Here is a 19294-nt window from a genome sequence, read left to right on the forward strand (position 1 = left end):
AACTTACCCGTAGCTTGCCGTACCCGTTGGGGCATACGAGAAGCTGGGGAAACGGTTGGCATGGATTCCACGCAGGCAGTGTTCCAAAGACAACTTGAGAAAGTGAGAAGTGAAGAAAACAAAACTGACAGTTGAAAGTATGGTGAATAATATTGGTTAACTAATGTGGGATGCGTATGAATATCCTCACATTTTAGGAGAATCAAGACATTGAGAATCATCCCAACTGCACACGCAACCACTGTCTTTGTTAAAACGTAATTTAACTTTCCCTGTATGGCCAAAAGAATTTTTGCTCATTATGACCTCGAACAGATTATGCAAATCATTTCCGCATTCATCGCAAAGCACTCCAAAGTATTCAGGTCTGTGAACCATCAGTACGACATCGGCAAGTTCTTCTATGACGCAAGAACCACGCAAATCTGAAAGTTGAGGGATTTTTCCGTCTATTCCCTCACGGTGTTCCAAGTTGCGGTTAAGTTCTGAAATTGCGACGATTGTAATCTGCATTTCGGCAGCCAGTTTCTTCAACAGGAAACAAATCTTGCCAATAGTGTCACTGTCGTCAAAACCCTCATTGTAAGCTATAAACTGAAGATAGTCCACATAGACTACTTTTATATCGTTTTGCCTGACAAACTGTTTGAGGTCGCTTATAAGTATGTCTATTGTCAAGTCTTGATTGAAATATAAGAAAAAAGGTGATGATGTAAATTTTAGGATCGGTGAATTCTCAATGTCACGTTGTGATAATGATGAATCATATGAAGCACTTCTGACAATGGACAATGCCCTTGACAGAAGTTGGCGCTCATTCAAGCAAGTAGAAATATAAGCCACAGGGACACCGTCAATGCCCTCTTTGACCGCCATATTAAGAGCAAAAGTTGTCTTGCCCATTGCTGGACGACCTCCGATAACGATAAGTTTGCTTGGCAGCGCCTCACCATATATTAATTCGTCAAGTTGCTTAAATCCTGTAGTAACGTTGTCTAAATGGACATTATTATTCTTTTGTTCTTTATGAAGGCAACTTGTGAGTTCTTTGATAGATATAAATTTGTTCATGCGCATCAAAGTAAAATCATCTTTTGGGAATTTTATTTAAATCTATTTTTCCCTTTATATTAATTTCTATTTTAGGTTTAACATCAATCGGCACAAGTCCGTCTGCATAATTAATTAATTTGTTTGACATTGGATAGCCCTTTTTTACATATTCTACATATTGTGACAATAGTCCATGGAATTTAGAATAATAGAAAGATTTTATTGGCCTTATTTTGTCTAAGGTTTGTTTTGAACGATCTGATGATTCAGGCAGTCCTGTATGTCTGTGGTTTGTGTTTCGGCATTGATACAATTCAAAAAGTAAATGACATATTTCATTAAAGCTGTCATAATCGCTGCTTTTCATCTCTGCCTTATAGCCAATATAATAAACAATATTACGCATTTTGTCCAAAACGTAAAGGTCTGGCAGCCGTCTGCCAGACTTTAACAAATAATTTGGTTTTCCTTCTGTCTCACCTAAAAAAAGAAGCTTGGCTATTGAATATGTGCCTATGCGGTTTTCTAATGCAGGAATTATGCCTTCGCCCGTTTTTATATATGCAGGATAAGCCCACATTTTGGAAGCGACCTTGTCCACAACTGGATCTGAACAGATGTAATTTGTGATGTTTTCGATTTGTTGGTACATAGCCAGACAGAAGTCTCCGAAATCATCTTTTCTCCTAAATCGTTCCATCCTGTTGTAATCGTAAGCTAATGTTGAGCGTAAAGATGTTATAGGAAAATCTGCATAAAACTCATCTCCCTGTTTACGAGTAATTTTTTCTATGCACAATTCGTATATTTCATCTAAACGTCTATCATTATCTAAAACGACATTGGCGGAAGATTCTATTTTTAGTTTCTTCCGCAGTGCCGCATTAAATTCTGCGTCCTGCAAGGTCAAGCGGTAAATCTTTTCTATGGCATCTTCTTTGTTTGAGTCCATATTCATATTTTTAACAATGCGTCCAATTCTTTATTCAATTCATCCACGTCTACTGGCCCTGACTGCGGCACAGTGACTTTCTTGCTGAGATGGACAAGCCAGAACTGCTTGTCATTTTTGTCGCGGCATATTGATATCGACAACTGCTCTTTTCGCTTTTCCATCTCCGGCTTTACGCCCTTGTTTACAGATGCGAATATTTTTTTACCGTCGAGCATGAAGTAAGCATAACGGTGTGGCTTGGCCTGCTCTCCGCTATCCGTCACAGCCAGCTCCTCTGACGCGTCAGACTCTGTCATAATCACTTCCGTGGCGTTTTTCTTCTCAAAATCCATCACCGGCGTGGTTTCCACGTAGGTGATTGAGTGGGCGGTGGTCTTCAACGGGTCACGCGTCTCACGGACAAGTTTCTCAAACTTATCATGCAGGCGCTTGTAGACGCTGTCGTCCTCACCCTTAACCATTTTCATGTACAAAAGCTTCCCGTAAAGAACATTCACGAGGTCAGGATTGCCTTTCTTCACGTGCCCTTTTTCCTCCTTGTACTTCGGAAAGAACTTGGAATACGCCACACCGTAGCCATACCTGTCCCAGATGTAAAGCAAGTTGCGTATGTCGCGCACATACTTTTGGGTCACGTTCAGCTTGTCGCTTACAATAATGCCGGTCACTTCCTGCCTGCCGCCTATCCTCTGCAAGCGTGTCTTTTTCTCGTTTATTGTGAAGCCTTGGCTTTGTATTATCCGTGCCAGCTCTTTGCGGAAATCCCCGTCTTCCTGATACACATTGTGCATTGACGAGAAAGTAATGTCGTCTGCATAACGTGTGTAGCGAATCCCGAAACGGTTGGCCAGTCCGGCAAGCCTGCGGTCGAGCGTGTCGCAAATCATGTTTGTAATGATTGGAGACGTAGGCGCACCTTGTGGCAACACATAAAAGTCTTTCTTGGTTCCGTCTTCAAGCGTGCGTGTTTCTTTCATCGAGCACATACCTGCCAGCACATTAGCCACAGGTATGGGAAAGTTGAAAGGCTTTAGTTGCAGGCGCTTCCAGATACGCGGCTGCTCTATGCTTGGGAAGAAGTCTTTCAAGTCTATGTTTAATATATAGTTCTGGCCCTTATGTACATTGGCGTTGGTCACGACAGACCTTTGCTCGGTGAAGCCCATTGCATAGTCTGATGGCGAGTAAACGGCCTTGAAAATTTCGTTTACATATCGCAACAGCAACATGAAACTTTGATTCCTCGGCGCGGTAATCTGCCTGTAACCGCCGGATTTCTTCTTTATCTTGAACTGCTTGTAGCGGTGGAACGTGTGATTGGGGTTACAATAAAAGGTTATATGTTTCATTGTAAATGGATAAAACCTGTCCGCCTGCCCCATTTCCGCCATTTCATCTTGTTTGAGACGATTGAGCAGAGCAAGAATATCATCCTTGTTCTCCATGCGGTGTGCCAATGCTGCTATTTCTGTTTTATCCATTTTAGTTAATACAAAGTAAAAAGCGGTAATTGGGCCATCTGTGCTGAAACGTTCTTTTCTTTATGTAATTTTTTATAGTTATGATAATTAGGTTTATTACCTTAATAATGACATAGTCCATAAGTTTCACGTTAACGGATGGACATTGTTATCTTCAAGCCCTGATGAGCAAGAAGACATCCTGCGAATCCACTCCCGAAAGAGCAGGGCTTACGCCACGCAAGACGAAGTTCAAAATGTTGTTTCAGCCGACAGACTTGCCAAAGACCGCCTTGTTTAATTATTCGGTTGCAAAGTTACATCATTACTGCGAAATCTTTGTTCGTAATAAAAGATAAATTTGTAAGTAGCTGTTCAAAATTAACCGATACAATAGACCTTGCAGGTGTCCTCTATATCTTTGCCACCATCTTGTGTGTTCTTTCGGGCCGCATACCAAAGTCTCATCGGTCGCGTAGCCCGCTACGCTCTCTCTTCGGACTTTGGCATGCATCTCCGAAATATCGCACAATTTGATGGCAATTAATTTTGAACACCTACTTATTTGAGCCATTTTTATTGCTCAGTCAATATTCCAATAAGCATCAGGCTCTCCGTCCAAAGCATCATCTATATCTTGGTCACTCCATCCCATTACATCTTGGACATAAGTTCCATTGTAGTCATCATAGGTTTTCTTTTCCCCAAGATATTTATCACTATAGCAGTGGCATTTTATGCCCCGCTTAGGCAATGACGGATTAAGGTCGTGGAAATAGACTTCTCTTGCAATGCCATCTTTGACAACTCTCGTGGAGTAACGATTTTTGCCATAAAAACGCCATATCTCATCATATTCGCACGGCAGGACTTCTTCACCCTTTTCATTGATTATGCCCCACTTGGCATAATTATCAGGATGCTCTTTCTTATCCTTCTCTATGTATGCTTTAATATTTTCCGTACCTAATATTAATTTATTATTTGGGGTTATGATGCATACAGGAGGATTATTTGATAAGCCCAGCTTCTTATTCGTCCTTACACGAGCCAGACCGTTATCAAAACCGTCTATCCAGCCATACTTACCGAAAGGCACAATTATATTTTCCTCGTTATCTACTACGCCCCATTCATAATCTGAGTTTCGAACAACAGTAACCTCACCGTAATTGTTCTCTACAATATTCTTCATTTTCACCTCCATTGTTTGTTTTTCTGCTGCAAAGGTAGCAGTGTGTTGCGAACTCTATTTTCGTACTTTCATATATTCTGCTTCCATTCCGCATATCCGCTCCCAAATCTTGTCTTGAATCTCTGATGGCTCAAGCACTACAAGCTCCTTGCCGAAAGAGGCCAATTCTCGTATAAGTTCATAATTTTCTTTGCAGTCAATCCGATAGAAACGTCCGCCGTCAAGTGCAGGGTATCTCTCTCGGAGTTCCGATACCTTTGCATCACTCAGTGTGCGTTGTGATTCGTGAATTGGTTTAGTGCCAACGTAATCCTTTGACATGTCACTCACCCAAAAATATATCTCATGCAAAGGACTGTCATCAAACAATGTCACACCAACGATGTCTTCAAACCGTTCATTGAGGTCGCCATCATAGTCAACATATTTATGTGAAGGCAGTGGTACGACATCGTCAATGCGGTCAAGGGCGAAATTTAAAAGTTTCAGGTCGCTCTCGGCAGAACCGAACAAATACCATCGGCGATTATACTCTTTCAGCAAATACGGATATATTGCAACCGCCAGCCCTTTATTTGGATCATTGAATTTATGGTGATGTAATTCTATTACCTGGCGCTCGGAAATGGCTGTGAATAGCTTGCCAAAGATGTTGGAGTTTTCAAGCGGACTCTTTGTGAATGATACAATTTTTCTTTCGTTATACCTTACACCAAGACCAAGCCTCAAGCCCTCCAAGCCTTCCAGGCTTGGAAGCCCTTCAAACTGTCCCAACAGCGACAAGGCCTCCTTCAGCAAATATTCCTCGTCATCTGTAAGGGGTTTGCTGAATATAGAGAAGTTAGGACTTGCGTAGCGAAGGCACATTTTCTTCCGACCATTTGTTCCGGCTGCGACATAATAACGTTCGATGTCCACGCCCTCAAACGGGCCTTTGTATTCAATATATTCAATGTCTTTTTCTATCGTCCTGCGACCAATACCGTCAGTCTCTGGATTTATGTCGGAAAGACGGTTGTTCACCTCTTCGGTCAAGTCGTCAAGAGAATAATTATGGTACCTATTGGACAATAGTTCGTCCAATATTTTGTACCTTGTCATTGCATTTTTGTTTTTCGGCATGATTCTTAATTTTTAGTCGAGGTGGAGATTTCGTATTACGACAGTACCATCCTTACCAACCATCATCAGTTTTTTATTGTCAAGCGAGAATGAGCATGAAGATACAGATTTTGTTTCTTTTGTATCGGCTATTCCTGCATCAGATAAATCGTCTATGGTCGGCATAATTTGTTTGTCAGGATCATTTACGGCGTGGATATATACGCTTGTTGACGGTTGATGTCCCCAATTAGAGTTATCTGAACTATATGAAACATACCCCTGATTGGATAAAGCCATATATTTACCATCAGGGCTAAATGCGAGAAAGTTTCTATTCTCAACTTCTTTTATATCTTCATTATTGCAAACGTTTCCATATAAAAGTATGGGATGACTATCATAAGCTGCATAAAAACTATCTTTAGTGAAAGCGGCAGTCCACACAGCATAGGAAGTCGTACTTTTTGCTATTTCCTTTTGTTCTGTCATGTCGTAAACCATGAACAATCCACCGACATAATATCCATTTATTTCCGTGTCATTGGGATAGCGTCCGGCGATTGCCACATATCGTGAATCGTATGAAAAGGCAATATAGTTTAAGAACCACAATACGTGTCCAAGCTCTATTTCGCAATAAATTTCATCCGTTCCAATTTTCCGTATTATTGCATACCCAAGTTCCTCTGCAATCATGTCTCTGAAATTATTAACTTTAAGAAGGTTGTCAATTTTTTTGCCGTTAAAGAAGTTCTCATGAGCATTGATGAATTCTTTACGAGATTCTTTCTTTTCGTCTTTCGTTTTATCATCTATTTCCCATCCATAATCATATTTTTCAGCCAAGTCATGCCATTGTTCTTTTGATATAAATGTATCGTTCGCTTTATCATAATATTTTACATACTTGCTTAATGTGCTGTCCGCATACAACTTGCCATCAGGGCTGATAAAGCCATAATTTGTGACAAAATCTGGATTTATATACTCTTTAGTTAACGGATCTATTATCCTCGGACGACGGTGACTGTCGTCAACTTTGAACAGTGGGCGATACCCGTTAATTTGGGATATGAAATTCAGATTTGGAAAGTCTTGTACTTCTCTTGTTCTTGTATTCATCAAAAACATTTCTTTGTCTTTTTGGAAAATGATATTTTCTCCGTCATCAGACATTAGCACATTCCCATAATATGAGGAATCAAACAAAGACTTTAATATTTCCTCATTCACGAAGCTGTCTTTAGATCGTGATATCCTGCCAAGAAAAACATGGCTGCCTCGGATGGAAATAGCATAATTTTTCTTTTCAGACAAAGCCGTAATATTTTCAGGCAGTATAATTTCTTTATTCCACAAGATTACTCCACGATAATATAAATACTTTCCTCCGTATTTTAAAGTATTCTGTACAGGATATTCAGACAAATAAGACGAAGAGTTATTAAAATCCAATTTATGGAATGATGCATTTTCTTGTGGAGAGAAAGCATACAATGCTTTTTCCTCTTTTTGCTCCAATATCCCATATTTTTCAAAATATCCCCAATCAAAAATACCTCTTATTTGATGAATGGTCTTGCCATTAGAGAGTTCATAAACATCTTCAGTTCCATAATTGTTTTTTCTGGAAATTATGATTTTGTTTTTGAATTGATGTGTAGTTGCATCCGCATTATATATAACCTCTTTGCCTTTTATTACGGATATATGGTTAAAAGTTATAATGCACAGACAGTCTCCCCCAAACCATACGGTGGGGAAATTATTATTGACTTCTAATTTGAAGTCACAACCAGACATCTTCAAAAATGTGTTGCTTCTTTTACGTTTTGCGCAATATCTGTTTATCGTGTATGAACATTCATTTACCAAATAGTAAAGCTGGTTTGATAAGACATAAAGCCCTTGTATTTCATTGTACTTATAGGAAATGTCTATACCTCCAAGAAGCTGCGGTTTGTCTTCATTGTATAAATCAAGCTCAGCAGCCATATCAACAAGTCTGTCCACTTTTATCTTCTCGTTTTGAACATCAGTTACGACCATGCCTTCACAGGAAGATATGGGATATTCGGAGGATATATACCATGATTGGTCCGATAAAATATCTTTCACCGATATTACCGTATTGCTTAAATATGGTTTAAGTTCAACATAATAGTGCTCATTTGTAAACTTAATAAATTCGTTTTCATTGAAAATATTTTTTATCGTTTCAAGAGAGTCCAATGATATAACATCAATTTGTTGGTTTGTATATATACAAAGGATTCTACTTTCTTTTAAAACTGAAAAATCTTTGTATCTATACTCTTTTTTGTCAATGATGATGTCTGTAAACCGATAAACATTCAACTTCGTAGCATTATCTGTTTCATCCTTAACTATCAAAATGTCATCTTGCAATAAAATTTCATCGGTAAATGTGAGAATGGGAGCTTGTTCTGTCAATGAATATAAAGTTTTCTCTTTATGTTTATCATTGCTTAATAGCACAATGTCCTTATTCACACAAGAAATCTTGTCAGGAGATATGCTTTCCACATATTCTTCACCACTATCACGATTATAAAAATATGTACGGTCTTTCATGACAATAAAGCACCACGGTGTTTCATCGAACACATAACTATTTTTATGTGTGCTACCACCAAATTTAATGGCATCTTTTACTTCAATTTCAACTGCACTATCTTTGTCGTCGGGGAACTCAATGACATATCTACCTGGAAAAGGGAATGTTTCTTGTAACTGTAAAGTTTGGTCATCCAAGAGTTCAAATGACAATATTGGTCTAAAATCATTTTCATGAAGTAAAGGCGTTCCATTGTCTTTGGGTGTTATCTTGACCATCTTGTGATTTCTGGAAAAAGACTGGATGGTAAACTTTGTATTCAAATATCCTTGATGTGGATGGACTGATAACTTTGCCATAATTACCTGTTCTATAGATTTATGTGCAAAGTTATAAATAAAATACGAACTCTATATTCGTAACATGGCTAAATCTCGCAAATTACGTTATAATTAGGGCACTTTCAGTCAAAACTTTTAAGTGCCCTTTATATTACACGTTGATTAGCAAACGATTACCTACTGCCACAGGCATTCGTTCTTCCAATCTTTACAAAATCCCATAGCATTGATGTCTATTGACGGGAACTTGGATAACAAGTCTGCAATTTTTTCATTAAAGTTGTTGTTTGGAGATACAGCGGAAAGGAAATACCTGATAATGCACAAGCAATTGAACAGCTTTTTCTTATCCAACTTTGACGTATCAATCCAGACTTTATAGAAGCCTTACGTGGCTCTGGACAGAAAGAAAAATCCATAAATATTATAATATGGCGATAAAGGAATTTCCGAATGAACCATCACTGAAGAAATAGAAAACTTATAGGCTGTTCATGCTAACGTGGCATATTCTGTTTGTCACATTGGCAGCTTTTTTGCCATACTTCAATAACAGGAATAGTTTATGAGGACAAAGAGCCTGTTTTTGCCGCATATGTCTTTCTTTCCCAGCATCGTAATGTCAATACTGTTGCTGATGAAGATGGTTTCTTCAGCATGGGGATATCAGATAGCCTTAAAAATGACACATTAGTTGTAGGTTGTTTATTTTCCTTGGAGTAAACCCACAAGTTGGCATCATTCCCTTTTTGTCGCTTTTGTTTCGTCGCTCGCTTGCCATGTCGGCGTGGGGCATGCCACGGCTCACCCGCAAATTGCCGCGGGCCATGGCTTAATGCAATGCGGCCGTGGCAACGCAAAGGTTGCCACGGCCGCGTTGTCAAAGCCCGGGCGGCGCTGTTCAGACCAGCGTTATGCCGTCGTCGGCAATCGTGATTAGCTTTCGGCGGTACAGGTCGCCGACGGCCTTCTTAAACGTTTTCTTGCTCACCTTGAACGTGTCGGCTATGAGTTCGGCCGGACTCTTGTCGCCGAGGTTGCAGTGGCCTCCGTTGTCGTGCAGGTAGTTGAGCAGCGTGTTGGCAAACTCCTCGGTCTGCTGGCGGCCGGTGGGCTGCAGCATCACGTCGATTTTCCCGTCGGGCCTCACGCAGCTGATGTAGCCCCTGAGTCGGTCTCCGGCGTGCAGCGGGCGGAACACCTGGTTCTCGTAGACCAGTCCCGGGTAGCAGTTGTCTATTATCACCTTGAAGCCGAGGTCGGTTTTCTGCCACACAATCAGGTCGACGTCGTCGCCGGGCAGGTATGACGGCGGTTGCGGGGCGAAGTATCGCTCCACCTTCGCGGTGGCCATGATGCGGTAGCTTTCCTCGTCGAGCTTTATGTACACAATGTAGTAGTTGTCTTTCACCATCCTCATCTTCTGCTCCTTGAACGGGCAGAATATGTCTTTCATGAGCCCCCAGTCGAGGAACGCGCCGTATTCGTTGACCCAGGCCACGCGCAGGTAGGCGAAGTCGCCCATCTTTGCCAGCGGGTGCTCGGTGGTTGCCACGGGGCGTTCCTCCTGGTCGAGGTAGATGAACACGGTGAGCTCGTCGCCCACCTTGCTTCCTTCCGGCACGTAGCGTGACGGCAACAGAATCTCGCCTTCGTCGCCTCCGTCCAGGTAAAGTCCGAAGTCTACTTTCTTCACAACCTTCAGTTGGTTGTAATCTCCCAGTCGTATTCCTTTCATTGTTCTGTGGTGTTAGTGTCGTCTGGGGTGCCTTGCTCCGCGCCGTTGTTGCCGTTGTCGCCGGCAAGCATCCCGTCGTTCATTTTTATTGTCCTGTCTGTAATGGAAGCCAGGTGCTCGTCGTGTGTGACGATGACGAAAGTCTGGCCGAACTTGTCGCGCAGGTCGAAGAAGAGCTGGTGCAGCTCGGCCTTGTTCTTGCTGTCGAGGCTTCCTGAAGGTTCGTCGGCCAGTATCACGTCGGGGTTGTTCATCAGTGCGCGTGCCACGGCCACCCTTTGCTTCTCGCCTCCCGAGAGTTCGGCCGGCTTGTGGCTTCCACGGTCGGCCAGCCCCATGAAGTCGAGCAGCTCGGCTGCCCTGCGTTCGGCCTCCTTGGCTTGCGTGCCGGCTATGTATGCCGGTATCATGATGTTTTCCTTTGCCGTGAACTCAGGCAGCAGCTGGTGGAACTGGAAGACGAAGCCCACGTGGCGGTTGCGGAAGTCGGCCAGCTTGCTGCCGCCGAGCGTGGATGTGTCTATGCCGTCGATGGCCACAGAGCCGCTGTCGGGCCTGTCGAGCGTGCCTATTATCTGCAGCAGCGTGGTCTTTCCGGCTCCGCTGGGCCCTACTATGCTCACTATTTCGCCCTTGCCTATGTGCAAGTCGATGCCTTTGAGCACCTGCAGCGGGCCGAAACTCTTTGTTATGCCTTTTATGTCTATCATATATGGGGTTCTTGTTTTATGCGTTTTGTTTGTCCTTGCGCTTCATCTTGCGGTCAATCCATTCCCTCAGCGCGGTATATGCGCTGCGGTCTTCGTGCTGTTGCGGCGCGGCGTAGGTCATCATGTTGGCAGCCTCGCCATACTGGTCGGGGAACACTATCATGAGGTTCTTGCCGTGGAAGTTGGCAGCCAGCTCGTCGGGCAGGTGTTCGAGTGCCGCCTTGTACGACACCGTCCCCTTCCTTGCCGTGACCACCACGAACAGGTGGTCGTCGTCTATCGACGAGGCCAGCTGCGGCAGCTCGTTCCAATGTCCCATCGGCGTGTATTGCGTCCTTATCCCCGGGTGCGTGTTTTGCAGGTATTCGCTGATGAGCGACATCGTTTGCTGGCGCCCGTGGAACTGCAGCCTGCACTCCAGGTTCGACGCAAGCCGGGCCAGCCGTTCGAGCCACCTGTAGAAGCCCGGCTCAAATTCGGCCTTCGAGGGCACTGCCACCTCAATGCGCCTCAGCGTGTTGAGGGGCTGGAGGCACCTCACCAGTATTATTTGCCGGCTCAGGCCGCTATAGAGGCTCTGTGCCAGTTCGCCCATGTACTTGTGCGGGCGGTTGCCGCCCGGATACATGCCCAGCACTATCTCCGAGGCGTTGAACTCCTTGAAGGCGTGCTTTATGCCGTTTGTAATGTTGGTTGCGATGCGCACCTGCGTCTGCACCCTCACGTCGGAGTAGGCCGCCACCTTGGTTATCCGTTCCATGAGCCGCCGCCCCTGCTCCTGGTTGGCCAGCCTGTTGGCGTCGTCGTAAACCACGTTGAGGGCCACGAGCCCCCTGTTGAGCTTGGTGTTGCGCATCATCACGGCCATCGAAACCAGGTTTTCGGCTGTGGCGGGGTCTCTCACCGGTATCATTATCTTCTCGTCGTCGCCCGTGTCTTCCTGCGGGGCGGTGGCGCGTGTCTCAAGCACCATGCGCTTGGCGGCGTTCTCGGTGGTGAACGAGCTGAACACGCATGTGACCAGAATCAGTATTATCGTGCCGTTGAGCACGTCGTCGTTGAGCACCCTCTGGCCGTCGGGCAGCAGCAGGTTGTAGCCCACCAGCACCGCGGCCAGTGTGGCCCCGGCCTGTGCGTTGCTCAGCCCGTAAATCATCTCGCGCTCTACGGCCCTCATGCCAAACAGCTTCTGCGTGGCCAGCGACGCCAGCCATTTGCTCGCCAGGGCCACCGCAATCATCACGGTGGCCACCTGTAGCGTGCCCAGCCCGCTGAATAGTATGTTGACGTTGACCATCATCCCCACGCCGATGAGGAAATACGGTATGAAGATGGCGTTGCCCACAAACTCGAGGTGGGTCATCAGCGGCGAGACGTTGGGCACATATCGGTTGAGCACCAGGCCCACGAGGAAGGCGCCGAGCAGCCCCTCCATGCCGATATACTCCATCATCCATGCGCCGAGGAACGTCATTGCGAGCACGAAGATGAACTGCGTTACGTTGTCTTCGTGGCGCCGGAAGAAGAAGCGGGCTATGCGGGGGAAGAAGAAGAATATCACGAAGAACACCACGGATATCTTTGCCAAGAGCAGAAACCAGAAGCCGCCGGTGATGTTGCCCTTGAACAGTCCGCCCACTACGGCCAGCACCAGCAGCGTCAGCGTGTCGGTGATGGCGGTGGCCCCCACGGCGATGGTCACGCTGCGCTGGTGCGACAGGCCGTAGCGCAGCACCGTGGGATAGGCTATCAGCGTGTGCGATGCATACATGCTGGCCAGCAGCACCGATGTGACGAAGCCGTATTCCAGCAGCGTCACGTTTAGCCCGAACCCTATGGCCATGGGAATTATGAAGGCCATGATGCCGTGGGTGAACGTCCGTATGCGGTTTTTCCTGAAGTCGCCCATGTTCATTTCCAGGCCGGCCAGGAACATGATGTAGTACAGCCCGACGTGCCCGAAGAGCTCCATCGAGCGGTCGTCGGCCAGTATGTTGAAGCCGTGGGGGCCTACGGCCACTCCAGCCAGCACCATGCCTACGATGTGCGGTATGCGCAACTTGCCCATCACGATGGGGGCGAACAGTATTATGCACAGCACAATGAAGAACGACATGGTCGGAGACGTTACCGGCAGATAACTGTTGATGTCGGGGATAGACATAGGTAGTGTTGGTATTCGTTAGCAATTAGGGCGCGGGCTTGCAGGCATCGTTGCGGGCCAGCTGTTTGCCCCGCGCCGCATATCTTCTGCAAAGGTGCAAAAAAAAAATCATAAATAAGTGGCATTTGGGCTAAAAGTTGTAATTTTGCAACCGAAATAGGTAATTTATCAAGGTGTAAAGACATGAAAGTAGCTATTGTAGGAGTAAGCGGAGCCGTAGGGCAGGAGTTCCTGCGCGTGCTCGCAGAGAGGGATTTCCCCGTCGACGACCTGCTGTTGTTCGGCTCGTCGCGCAGCGCGGGGAGCAAGTATACGTTCCGTGGCAAGGAGTATGAGGTGAGGCTTTTGCAGCACAACGACGACTTCAAGGGCGTCGACATAGCCTTCACCTCGGCCGGGGCAGGCACGTCAAAGGAGTTTGCCGCCGACATAACCAAATACGGGGCGGTGATGATAGACAACTCGAGCGCTTTCCGCATGGACGACGACGTGCCACTGGTGGTGCCCGAGTGCAACGCCGAAGACGCCCTCAACCGCCCCCGCGGCATCATTGCCAACCCCAACTGCACCACCATAATGATGGTTGTGGTGCTACAGCCAATAGAGAGGCTGAGCCACATCCGCCGCATCCACATAGCCAGCTACCAGAGCGCCAGCGGGGCCGGGGCAGCCGCCATGGCCGAGCTGCAGCAGCAGTACCGCGAGATAATCGACGGCAAGCCCGTCACCGTGAGCAAGTTCCCCCACCAGCTGGCCTACAACGTCATTCCGCAGATAGACGTGTTCCAGCCCAACGGTTACACCAAGGAAGAGATGAAGATGTTCAACGAGACCCGCAAGATAATGCACAGCGACGTGCGTTGCTCGGCCATGTGCGTACGCGTGTCGTCGTTGCGCGCCCACTCCGAGTCGGTGTGGATAGAGACCGAGCGCCCCATCGAGGTCGACGAGGCACGCGCGGCCCTTGCCGCAGCCCCCGGCGTCACCGTCGAGGACGACCCCGCCAACCTTGTTTACCCCATGCCGCTCGACACGGCCGGCAAGGACGACGTCTACGTGGGCCGCATACGCAAGGACCTGGCCGACGACTGCGGCCTCACGCTATGGCTCTCGGGCGACCAGATACGCAAGGGCGCGGCACTCAACGCCGTGCAGATAGCCGAATACCTTGTCAAGGTGGGCAACGTGAAGTAATAGGTCTTTTGATATATAAGAGCCGGCGGGAGTCAAGGGCTTAGCCACAGTCTCCCGCCGGTTTTTCTGTTTTATACAGCCGGGATGTCTTTTAGTTCATTGTATGTGTATACATACCGCCCGTATTTGAATAGGTGGAAGTTGCCTTGCAGGTCGCGCCAGTCGGCCCCGGTCAGTTCGCCGAAGAACTTGCGGCAGTATTTCTTGAAGTTGTCTGTGCCGTAGGCCGTGGTGTTGATTACGAGCTTTGGGCTGCTCACCCCGGCCAGCCGCTCCGGGTGGTCGTAGCCTATGGCCACGAGGCAGAACCCGTAGCCGCGCTCCCTGATGGCCTTTTCGGCTGCCCATGGTATAACGCACTGGTAGCCGTTGCACCAAGGCGTGAATTCATACACTATCACTTCTCCCTGTCCGGCGATATGTTCCTTAACTTGTGCCGCCGTCACTTGATATATGTTGCTGTCTGCCCTGAGGCTGCTTATAGCTCCCGCGCACGGCTTCACCCTTGCCCGCTGGACATCGGTCAGCGTGGCGTAACCCGATGTGTTGATGGAAACCGTGCCGCAGGAGCAAACCAGTTGGCACGCTATTGCCAGTGCGGCTAAGCGTTGAAAGATGCCTGTCATGCTTGTATTGTTCTTTGTCATTGCTGCCGGAGTCATTCTTCATGTTGCTCTGAAGGTCAGCATGCTGTGCTGCCCTTTGCCTTGCTGTCGTGCAATGCTGTTTTGAACGCGTCCAGAAGCAGCAGTGCCACCAATGGTACAAGGGTCTGCATTGCCACGGCGTCCGCCTTGTTGTCACCATCGAAAAAGCAGCATATCACAGCCATTATTATTATGATGATAAAGTCTGCATGCGCCATGTGGGCCGTGGTGGCCACGGCCGTGCGCCATGACTTTCCTTTTTTGAATGTCACTATGAGCATTGCTGCCATGCTTGCAGCAATCGAAAGCCCCGCAATGCCTATGGCTGCATGGCCCGACGACAAACCGTAGCAGGCACTGCCGACAAACGTCGCCATGGCTGCTGCCACCTGTGCCATGCCCGTGATGTGCTCCCCTCGTGTTGTGCTCTCGGGCTTGATGCAGTGTGGGTCGTTTATTGCCATAGATGCGTTCAGCACGAAATCAAGCCAGGAGGCCATGAGAATCAGGCGCACACAGCCGAGCAAGCCGTCGGTCAAGGCTTCGCCGAGCACCAGCAATACGGCCATTGAGGCATACAGGCTCAGCATGCTGCCCATTACCGACGGCTTGTGTTTGACGAGCAACCCGGGGCTTTTTATCGGCACAAGGTATGTAATCGTCCCTTAAAAAGTTGTTTCTTAAAAAGCCCATTTCTGCGGAATGTTGTAATTAAACCGCATTCCGCAGCATTTTTCAACAAGTCGCCAAAGAACCCTCATGGCTCTTTTGAAGTTATATGCAGCCGCAGCCAACAGTACATTGACAGCATCTCCGAAGACCCCTTTATAAAAGTTGCGCCCAAGACGACATTCTGATTTCAGGTGCCCGATTGTCGGCTCGATTCCGGCTCTCTTGCAGAAGAGGCGGTGTTTCTTTCTTCGAATATAGTAGCTGTCCTTTCGGTTGGGAACATCAGGGATTAGTATTTGAGTACCGTTTACTTTCTTCTTTCCCCTGTACCCCCTGTCTCCGGCCAATTTCTTTATTTTCCGTCCTGTTATTCTTTCAACCTGCAAAAGGGATTTTTCTATTGTATGTCCGTCGTATTCGTTGCGGAACGAGCCGGCTCCCAAGATTATACCTGTCAGCGATCGGATGATGGAAACCTTGTTTCCGAACTCATATTTCTTATGCTCCTTGCCTTTGCTTATGCACTGCACCTCAGGTTCGTGCAGTGAATAAATCTTTTCCTTGGAACTGCGTTTCTGTGAAAGTACCCCTTCAAACAGACTGAGCAGCTTGTCGTATTCATGGTTTTCTTTCAGGTTGCGTCTGAGTTCCCTTACCAATCGTCCGGCTATTGTCCGTAGTCTCTTGTCTGCTTTTAAGGCTTTGGCACGATTCTTCGGATGGTTACGGAAACGTTGGTCCCGGTAAATCCTTTTAAGCACAAACGTATAGCTCTGGCGCAAGGGAAGGTTCAACGACCTTACAATGGACATAACCTTACGGATTATCTTTTTATGCAGCTTCGCATCCGTGGGACAAGTCACGTTCTTTTCCTGCACGGTGGAGTCGATGAAAGCCGTGTCGTAATGGTCATTGTCGTCATTGTCATCATTTTCCTGATTGACACGAATACTTTCTGCCAGGATAAGCTCCATACCACTCTCACCGATACGCTTACGGAAATGAACAAGCTCGCTCGCATTGCATGGATAAGATGGCGTAAACTCCGACATGCCGCAAAAGTACTGGTAATAAGCATTCTCGCTCCACTGCTCAACAACGGACTCGTCGGAAAGATTCCGTACGTGCTTTAGGATCAGCAAGCCGCACATCAGTCGGATAGGCTTACCGGGACGTCCGTTATCGGCACAATACAACGGAGTGAAGGCTTCTTCAAAACGAGACCAACTGATTTTGTCCGCAAGGATGTACAAGGGATGTTTTTGGTTCAACTGGTCGGCCAAAGAACTGAATAAAGAGGGACTTGATAGAGGCTTCTTAATCATATAATCTGCAAGTTTTAGAGCTTAAAGTTACAAAAACTTGCAGATATATCAAAGAAAAATGAACATTAATTTACTGATTATCAAACTATAAAGTGATTTTTAAGGGACAACTATGTAAGCACGGTGGCCAGTGCAACCGACAGGGCTCCAACCGCAGTGTACTTGTTGATTGTCATAGCCCCGGCGATACCGAGAACGGTAGGGAGCAGTATGAATACAGAAGCATGTCTTTTGTTCATGATGGTGAATTTTGTGGTTGATAATGTTGTTTTCCCAGAAGGCAAACAGTCGTTACTGTACTGCCTTGCGCGCTGTGATGCCGACCGTAGGCATCGTTAGGGCAATCGATGATAAATTTAAACACTTCATAGGCGTGTTGCTTTTGTTGTTGCAAATATAGCTAAAGGCGGGCTTGTTGCCCTCAAAATATAGTTTGCAAAACAGCTTGCAATGCGTAAAGGGCGTTTTGCGGAGTTTGCAAGACGGCTTGCAGGCGCTCGCAACAATCTCACAATGAGTTTATTATGTCATCCCAATCAGAGGGCCGTCCCTTTTTGCCGAAAGCCCTCATGAATAGCTTTGAGCGCAGGGTGCTCACCCCCGATGTGCTCAGGTTGGCCATGGCGGCTATGTGCGACGGCTGTATCTTTATCTTGATGAGCAGGCAGATGCGATAGTCAAACTCGCTCATCTTGCACAGGCTGTACAGGTTTTCGTCGAAGCCGGGATAAATCCTGTTTACCGCTTGCGCCAGTTCGGCCCACATCTCTTCGGTGATTTTCTTTTTTGCATTGGGGTTGTTTACCATCAGCATGATGCTTTTGTATATCTCTTCGCTGTGCATCAGGCTGTCTTTCATGCCGTTGCCTGCTTCATGCCCGGGTTCGGAAGCCTTGCCCGTTTGCCGGCGTCCGAGTTTCATACTTTGCAAATTGCGTTTCCGCCTGAGATATACCGAAAGGAAAGCCAACGCCAATGTTGCAACCGAACCAATGGTTGCGAGTATCGCCATTATGGCTCTTTGCTCCTTGTTCTTTTGCCGCAGCCTCCGAAACTCGCTTTCCCTGAAGCGGTATTCACGCAAGTTGCTTGTCTGTTTTATGGCTTCTGTCGTTGTTATCCCTTGTATCGAGTCTATCGCTTTTTTGTAATTGGTGAGGCATAGGGCGGCCTCTTTCAGGTTGTCTTGCGCCAGATAATGGTCTGCCAATGCCTTGTAGGCATCCGCTTTGGTGTAAACCGTCCCGATGTCGGCCACCTCTTTGTATAGCATGATGGCCGAGTCGGGCTTGCCGTTGGCCTCATACCACTTTGCGGCTATGCCTGCTATGCTGCCCCGGTCCCAGCAGCTGTCTTCGCCGATAACCTTGTTCAGGCATTTGAAAGCCATTTCGTAATCTCCCTGTTGGCTGTAGAACCGCGCCAGTTGCCCCGTTACAGTGATTGCCATCGGCTTGTCGTGGCTTGCCTCGGCCAGCGCCAACGCCTTGTTGTAGCATGCCAGGGCACTGTCCGGCTTGCTCAAGTCGACATACATTCCGCCCATGTCCCTTAATGAAAATATCATGGATACCGTGTCGTTTGTCTTGTTGCTGCACCTATACGCCTTCTTGAACATCCCGAGGGCTTCGCTGTCCAGCCATTGGCGGTCGAATATATATCCGAGCTGACTGTATGTCCTGCCGCGCAGGTTGAGGTCGGACTCGGCGGCGGCGTCGAGCGTCTTGAAAAAATATTCCATGGCCATGGGCGAGTCGTTGAGCGACATGTATGTCTTGCCTGCATAGTAGTAAGCCTCAGGAAGCCGGCTTCGCTCGCCCCTGGTCTCGTAGTATTCCACCAAGGCGCGGGCGGCGCTGTCGGATGTGAAGCGGCCGAACGAATATGCAATCTGCTTCTGCCGGATGAGCCGGTAGCGCATCCTCACGGCCTCGGGGGCCGAAGCCATGCCTTGCTCCAGCCCGTCGAGTATCACGGCGGCACTGTCCGGCTGTTTGCTCACTATGCTGTCGGCCCTGAGCAATGCCTCGGGGTATACGGTGCCTTGCCTGTCTTGCATCAGCAGGAATGCCGCTATGGCCAGTGCGGCTATGGCGGGGGCGAGTATGTTTGTGCGTTGTATGTGCATGGTGGTTGTCGTTTTTCGTTGCCGTTGCCA

General features: G+C 47.2%; 15 protein-coding genes. 1 reads left to right on the plus strand and 14 read right to left on the minus strand.

All coding sequences use genetic code 11. The annotated features are described in order from the left end of the window. Positions 1-186: 186 nt before the first annotated feature. The 9 genes from M3089_RS11935 to M3089_RS11975 form a co-directional block, all read right to left on the minus strand. The gene (locus tag M3089_RS11935; RefSeq protein WP_249084347.1) at positions 187-1071 is read right to left on the minus strand and encodes a DnaB-like helicase C-terminal domain-containing protein; all 885 of its coding nucleotides are present in this window, start codon (positions 1069-1071) and stop codon (positions 187-189) included. Positions 1072-1087: 16 nt separating this feature from the next. Continuing rightward, positions 1088-2005, minus strand: a complete 918-nt coding sequence (locus M3089_RS11940) for a hypothetical protein (RefSeq protein ID WP_249084348.1) — start codon at positions 2003-2005, stop codon at positions 1088-1090. A gap of 2 nt (positions 2006-2007) precedes the next feature. Beyond that, positions 2008-3489 carry a reverse transcriptase domain-containing protein gene (locus M3089_RS11945; RefSeq protein ID WP_249084350.1) on the minus strand — a complete coding sequence of 494 codons (1482 nt, stop codon included), beginning with the start codon at positions 3487-3489 and terminating at the stop codon, positions 2008-2010. A gap of 562 nt (positions 3490-4051) precedes the next feature. Next, on the minus strand, positions 4052-4663 hold the full coding sequence (locus tag M3089_RS11950; RefSeq protein ID WP_249084351.1) for a WG repeat-containing protein: 612 nt from the start codon (positions 4661-4663) through the stop codon (positions 4052-4054). 54 nt (positions 4664-4717) lie between these two features. Further along, the gene (locus M3089_RS11955) at positions 4718-5785 is read right to left on the minus strand and encodes a helix-turn-helix transcriptional regulator (protein WP_249084352.1); all 1068 of its coding nucleotides are present in this window, start codon (positions 5783-5785) and stop codon (positions 4718-4720) included. Between the two features lie 12 nt (positions 5786-5797). Further along, a complete protein-coding gene (locus tag M3089_RS11960) occupies positions 5798-8704 on the minus strand; it encodes a hypothetical protein (protein WP_249084353.1) in 2907 nt (968 codons plus the stop codon). Between the two features lie 883 nt (positions 8705-9587). Further along, the gene (locus M3089_RS11965; RefSeq protein ID WP_249084354.1) at positions 9588-10424 is read right to left on the minus strand and encodes a CvfB family protein; all 837 of its coding nucleotides are present in this window, start codon (positions 10422-10424) and stop codon (positions 9588-9590) included. Further along, positions 10421-11134, minus strand: a complete 714-nt coding sequence (locus tag M3089_RS11970) for an ABC transporter ATP-binding protein (RefSeq protein ID WP_249084355.1) — start codon at positions 11132-11134, stop codon at positions 10421-10423. Before M3089_RS11970 ends, M3089_RS11965 begins: the two co-directional genes overlap by 4 nt. Before the next feature lie 16 nt (positions 11135-11150). Beyond that, the gene (locus tag M3089_RS11975; RefSeq protein ID WP_249084357.1) at positions 11151-13298 is read right to left on the minus strand and encodes a cation:proton antiporter; all 2148 of its coding nucleotides are present in this window, start codon (positions 13296-13298) and stop codon (positions 11151-11153) included. A gap of 183 nt (positions 13299-13481) precedes the next feature. Between M3089_RS11975 and M3089_RS11980 the strand changes: the two genes are divergently transcribed. Then, positions 13482-14492: an aspartate-semialdehyde dehydrogenase gene (locus tag M3089_RS11980; RefSeq protein ID WP_205107400.1), complete on the plus strand. Its 1011-nt coding sequence runs from the start codon at positions 13482-13484 to the stop codon at positions 14490-14492. 71 nt (positions 14493-14563) lie between these two features. Here the strand turns inward: M3089_RS11980 and M3089_RS11985 are convergent, their stop codons facing one another. The 5 genes from M3089_RS11985 to M3089_RS12000 all read right to left on the minus strand — a co-directional run bounded on the left by M3089_RS11985 (position 14564) and on the right by M3089_RS12000 (position 19264). Then, positions 14564-15139, minus strand: a complete 576-nt coding sequence (locus M3089_RS11985; RefSeq protein ID WP_249084358.1) for a hypothetical protein — start codon at positions 15137-15139, stop codon at positions 14564-14566. A gap of 35 nt (positions 15140-15174) precedes the next feature. Then, on the minus strand, positions 15175-15765 hold the full coding sequence (locus M3089_RS11990; protein WP_249084360.1) for a hypothetical protein: 591 nt from the start codon (positions 15763-15765) through the stop codon (positions 15175-15177). A gap of 54 nt (positions 15766-15819) precedes the next feature. Then, positions 15820-17136, minus strand: coding sequence for an IS5 family transposase (locus M3089_RS11995; protein ID WP_249084361.1), 1317 nt, complete (start codon positions 17134-17136; stop codon positions 15820-15822). Between the two features lie 110 nt (positions 17137-17246). Then, positions 17247-17375 (minus strand): hypothetical protein, encoded by a 129-nt coding sequence (locus M3089_RS15805; protein WP_262922176.1) that lies wholly within the window; start codon positions 17373-17375, stop codon positions 17247-17249. A 269-nt stretch (positions 17376-17644) separates the two neighbouring features. After that, a complete protein-coding gene (locus tag M3089_RS12000) occupies positions 17645-19264 on the minus strand; it encodes a tetratricopeptide repeat protein (protein ID WP_249084362.1) in 1620 nt (539 codons plus the stop codon). Positions 19265-19294: the final 30 nt, after the last annotated feature.

Origin of the sequence: Marseilla massiliensis (assembly GCF_023336985.1) — a bacterium.
Classification (GTDB): domain Bacteria; phylum Bacteroidota; class Bacteroidia; order Bacteroidales; family Bacteroidaceae; genus Prevotella; species Prevotella intestinigallinarum.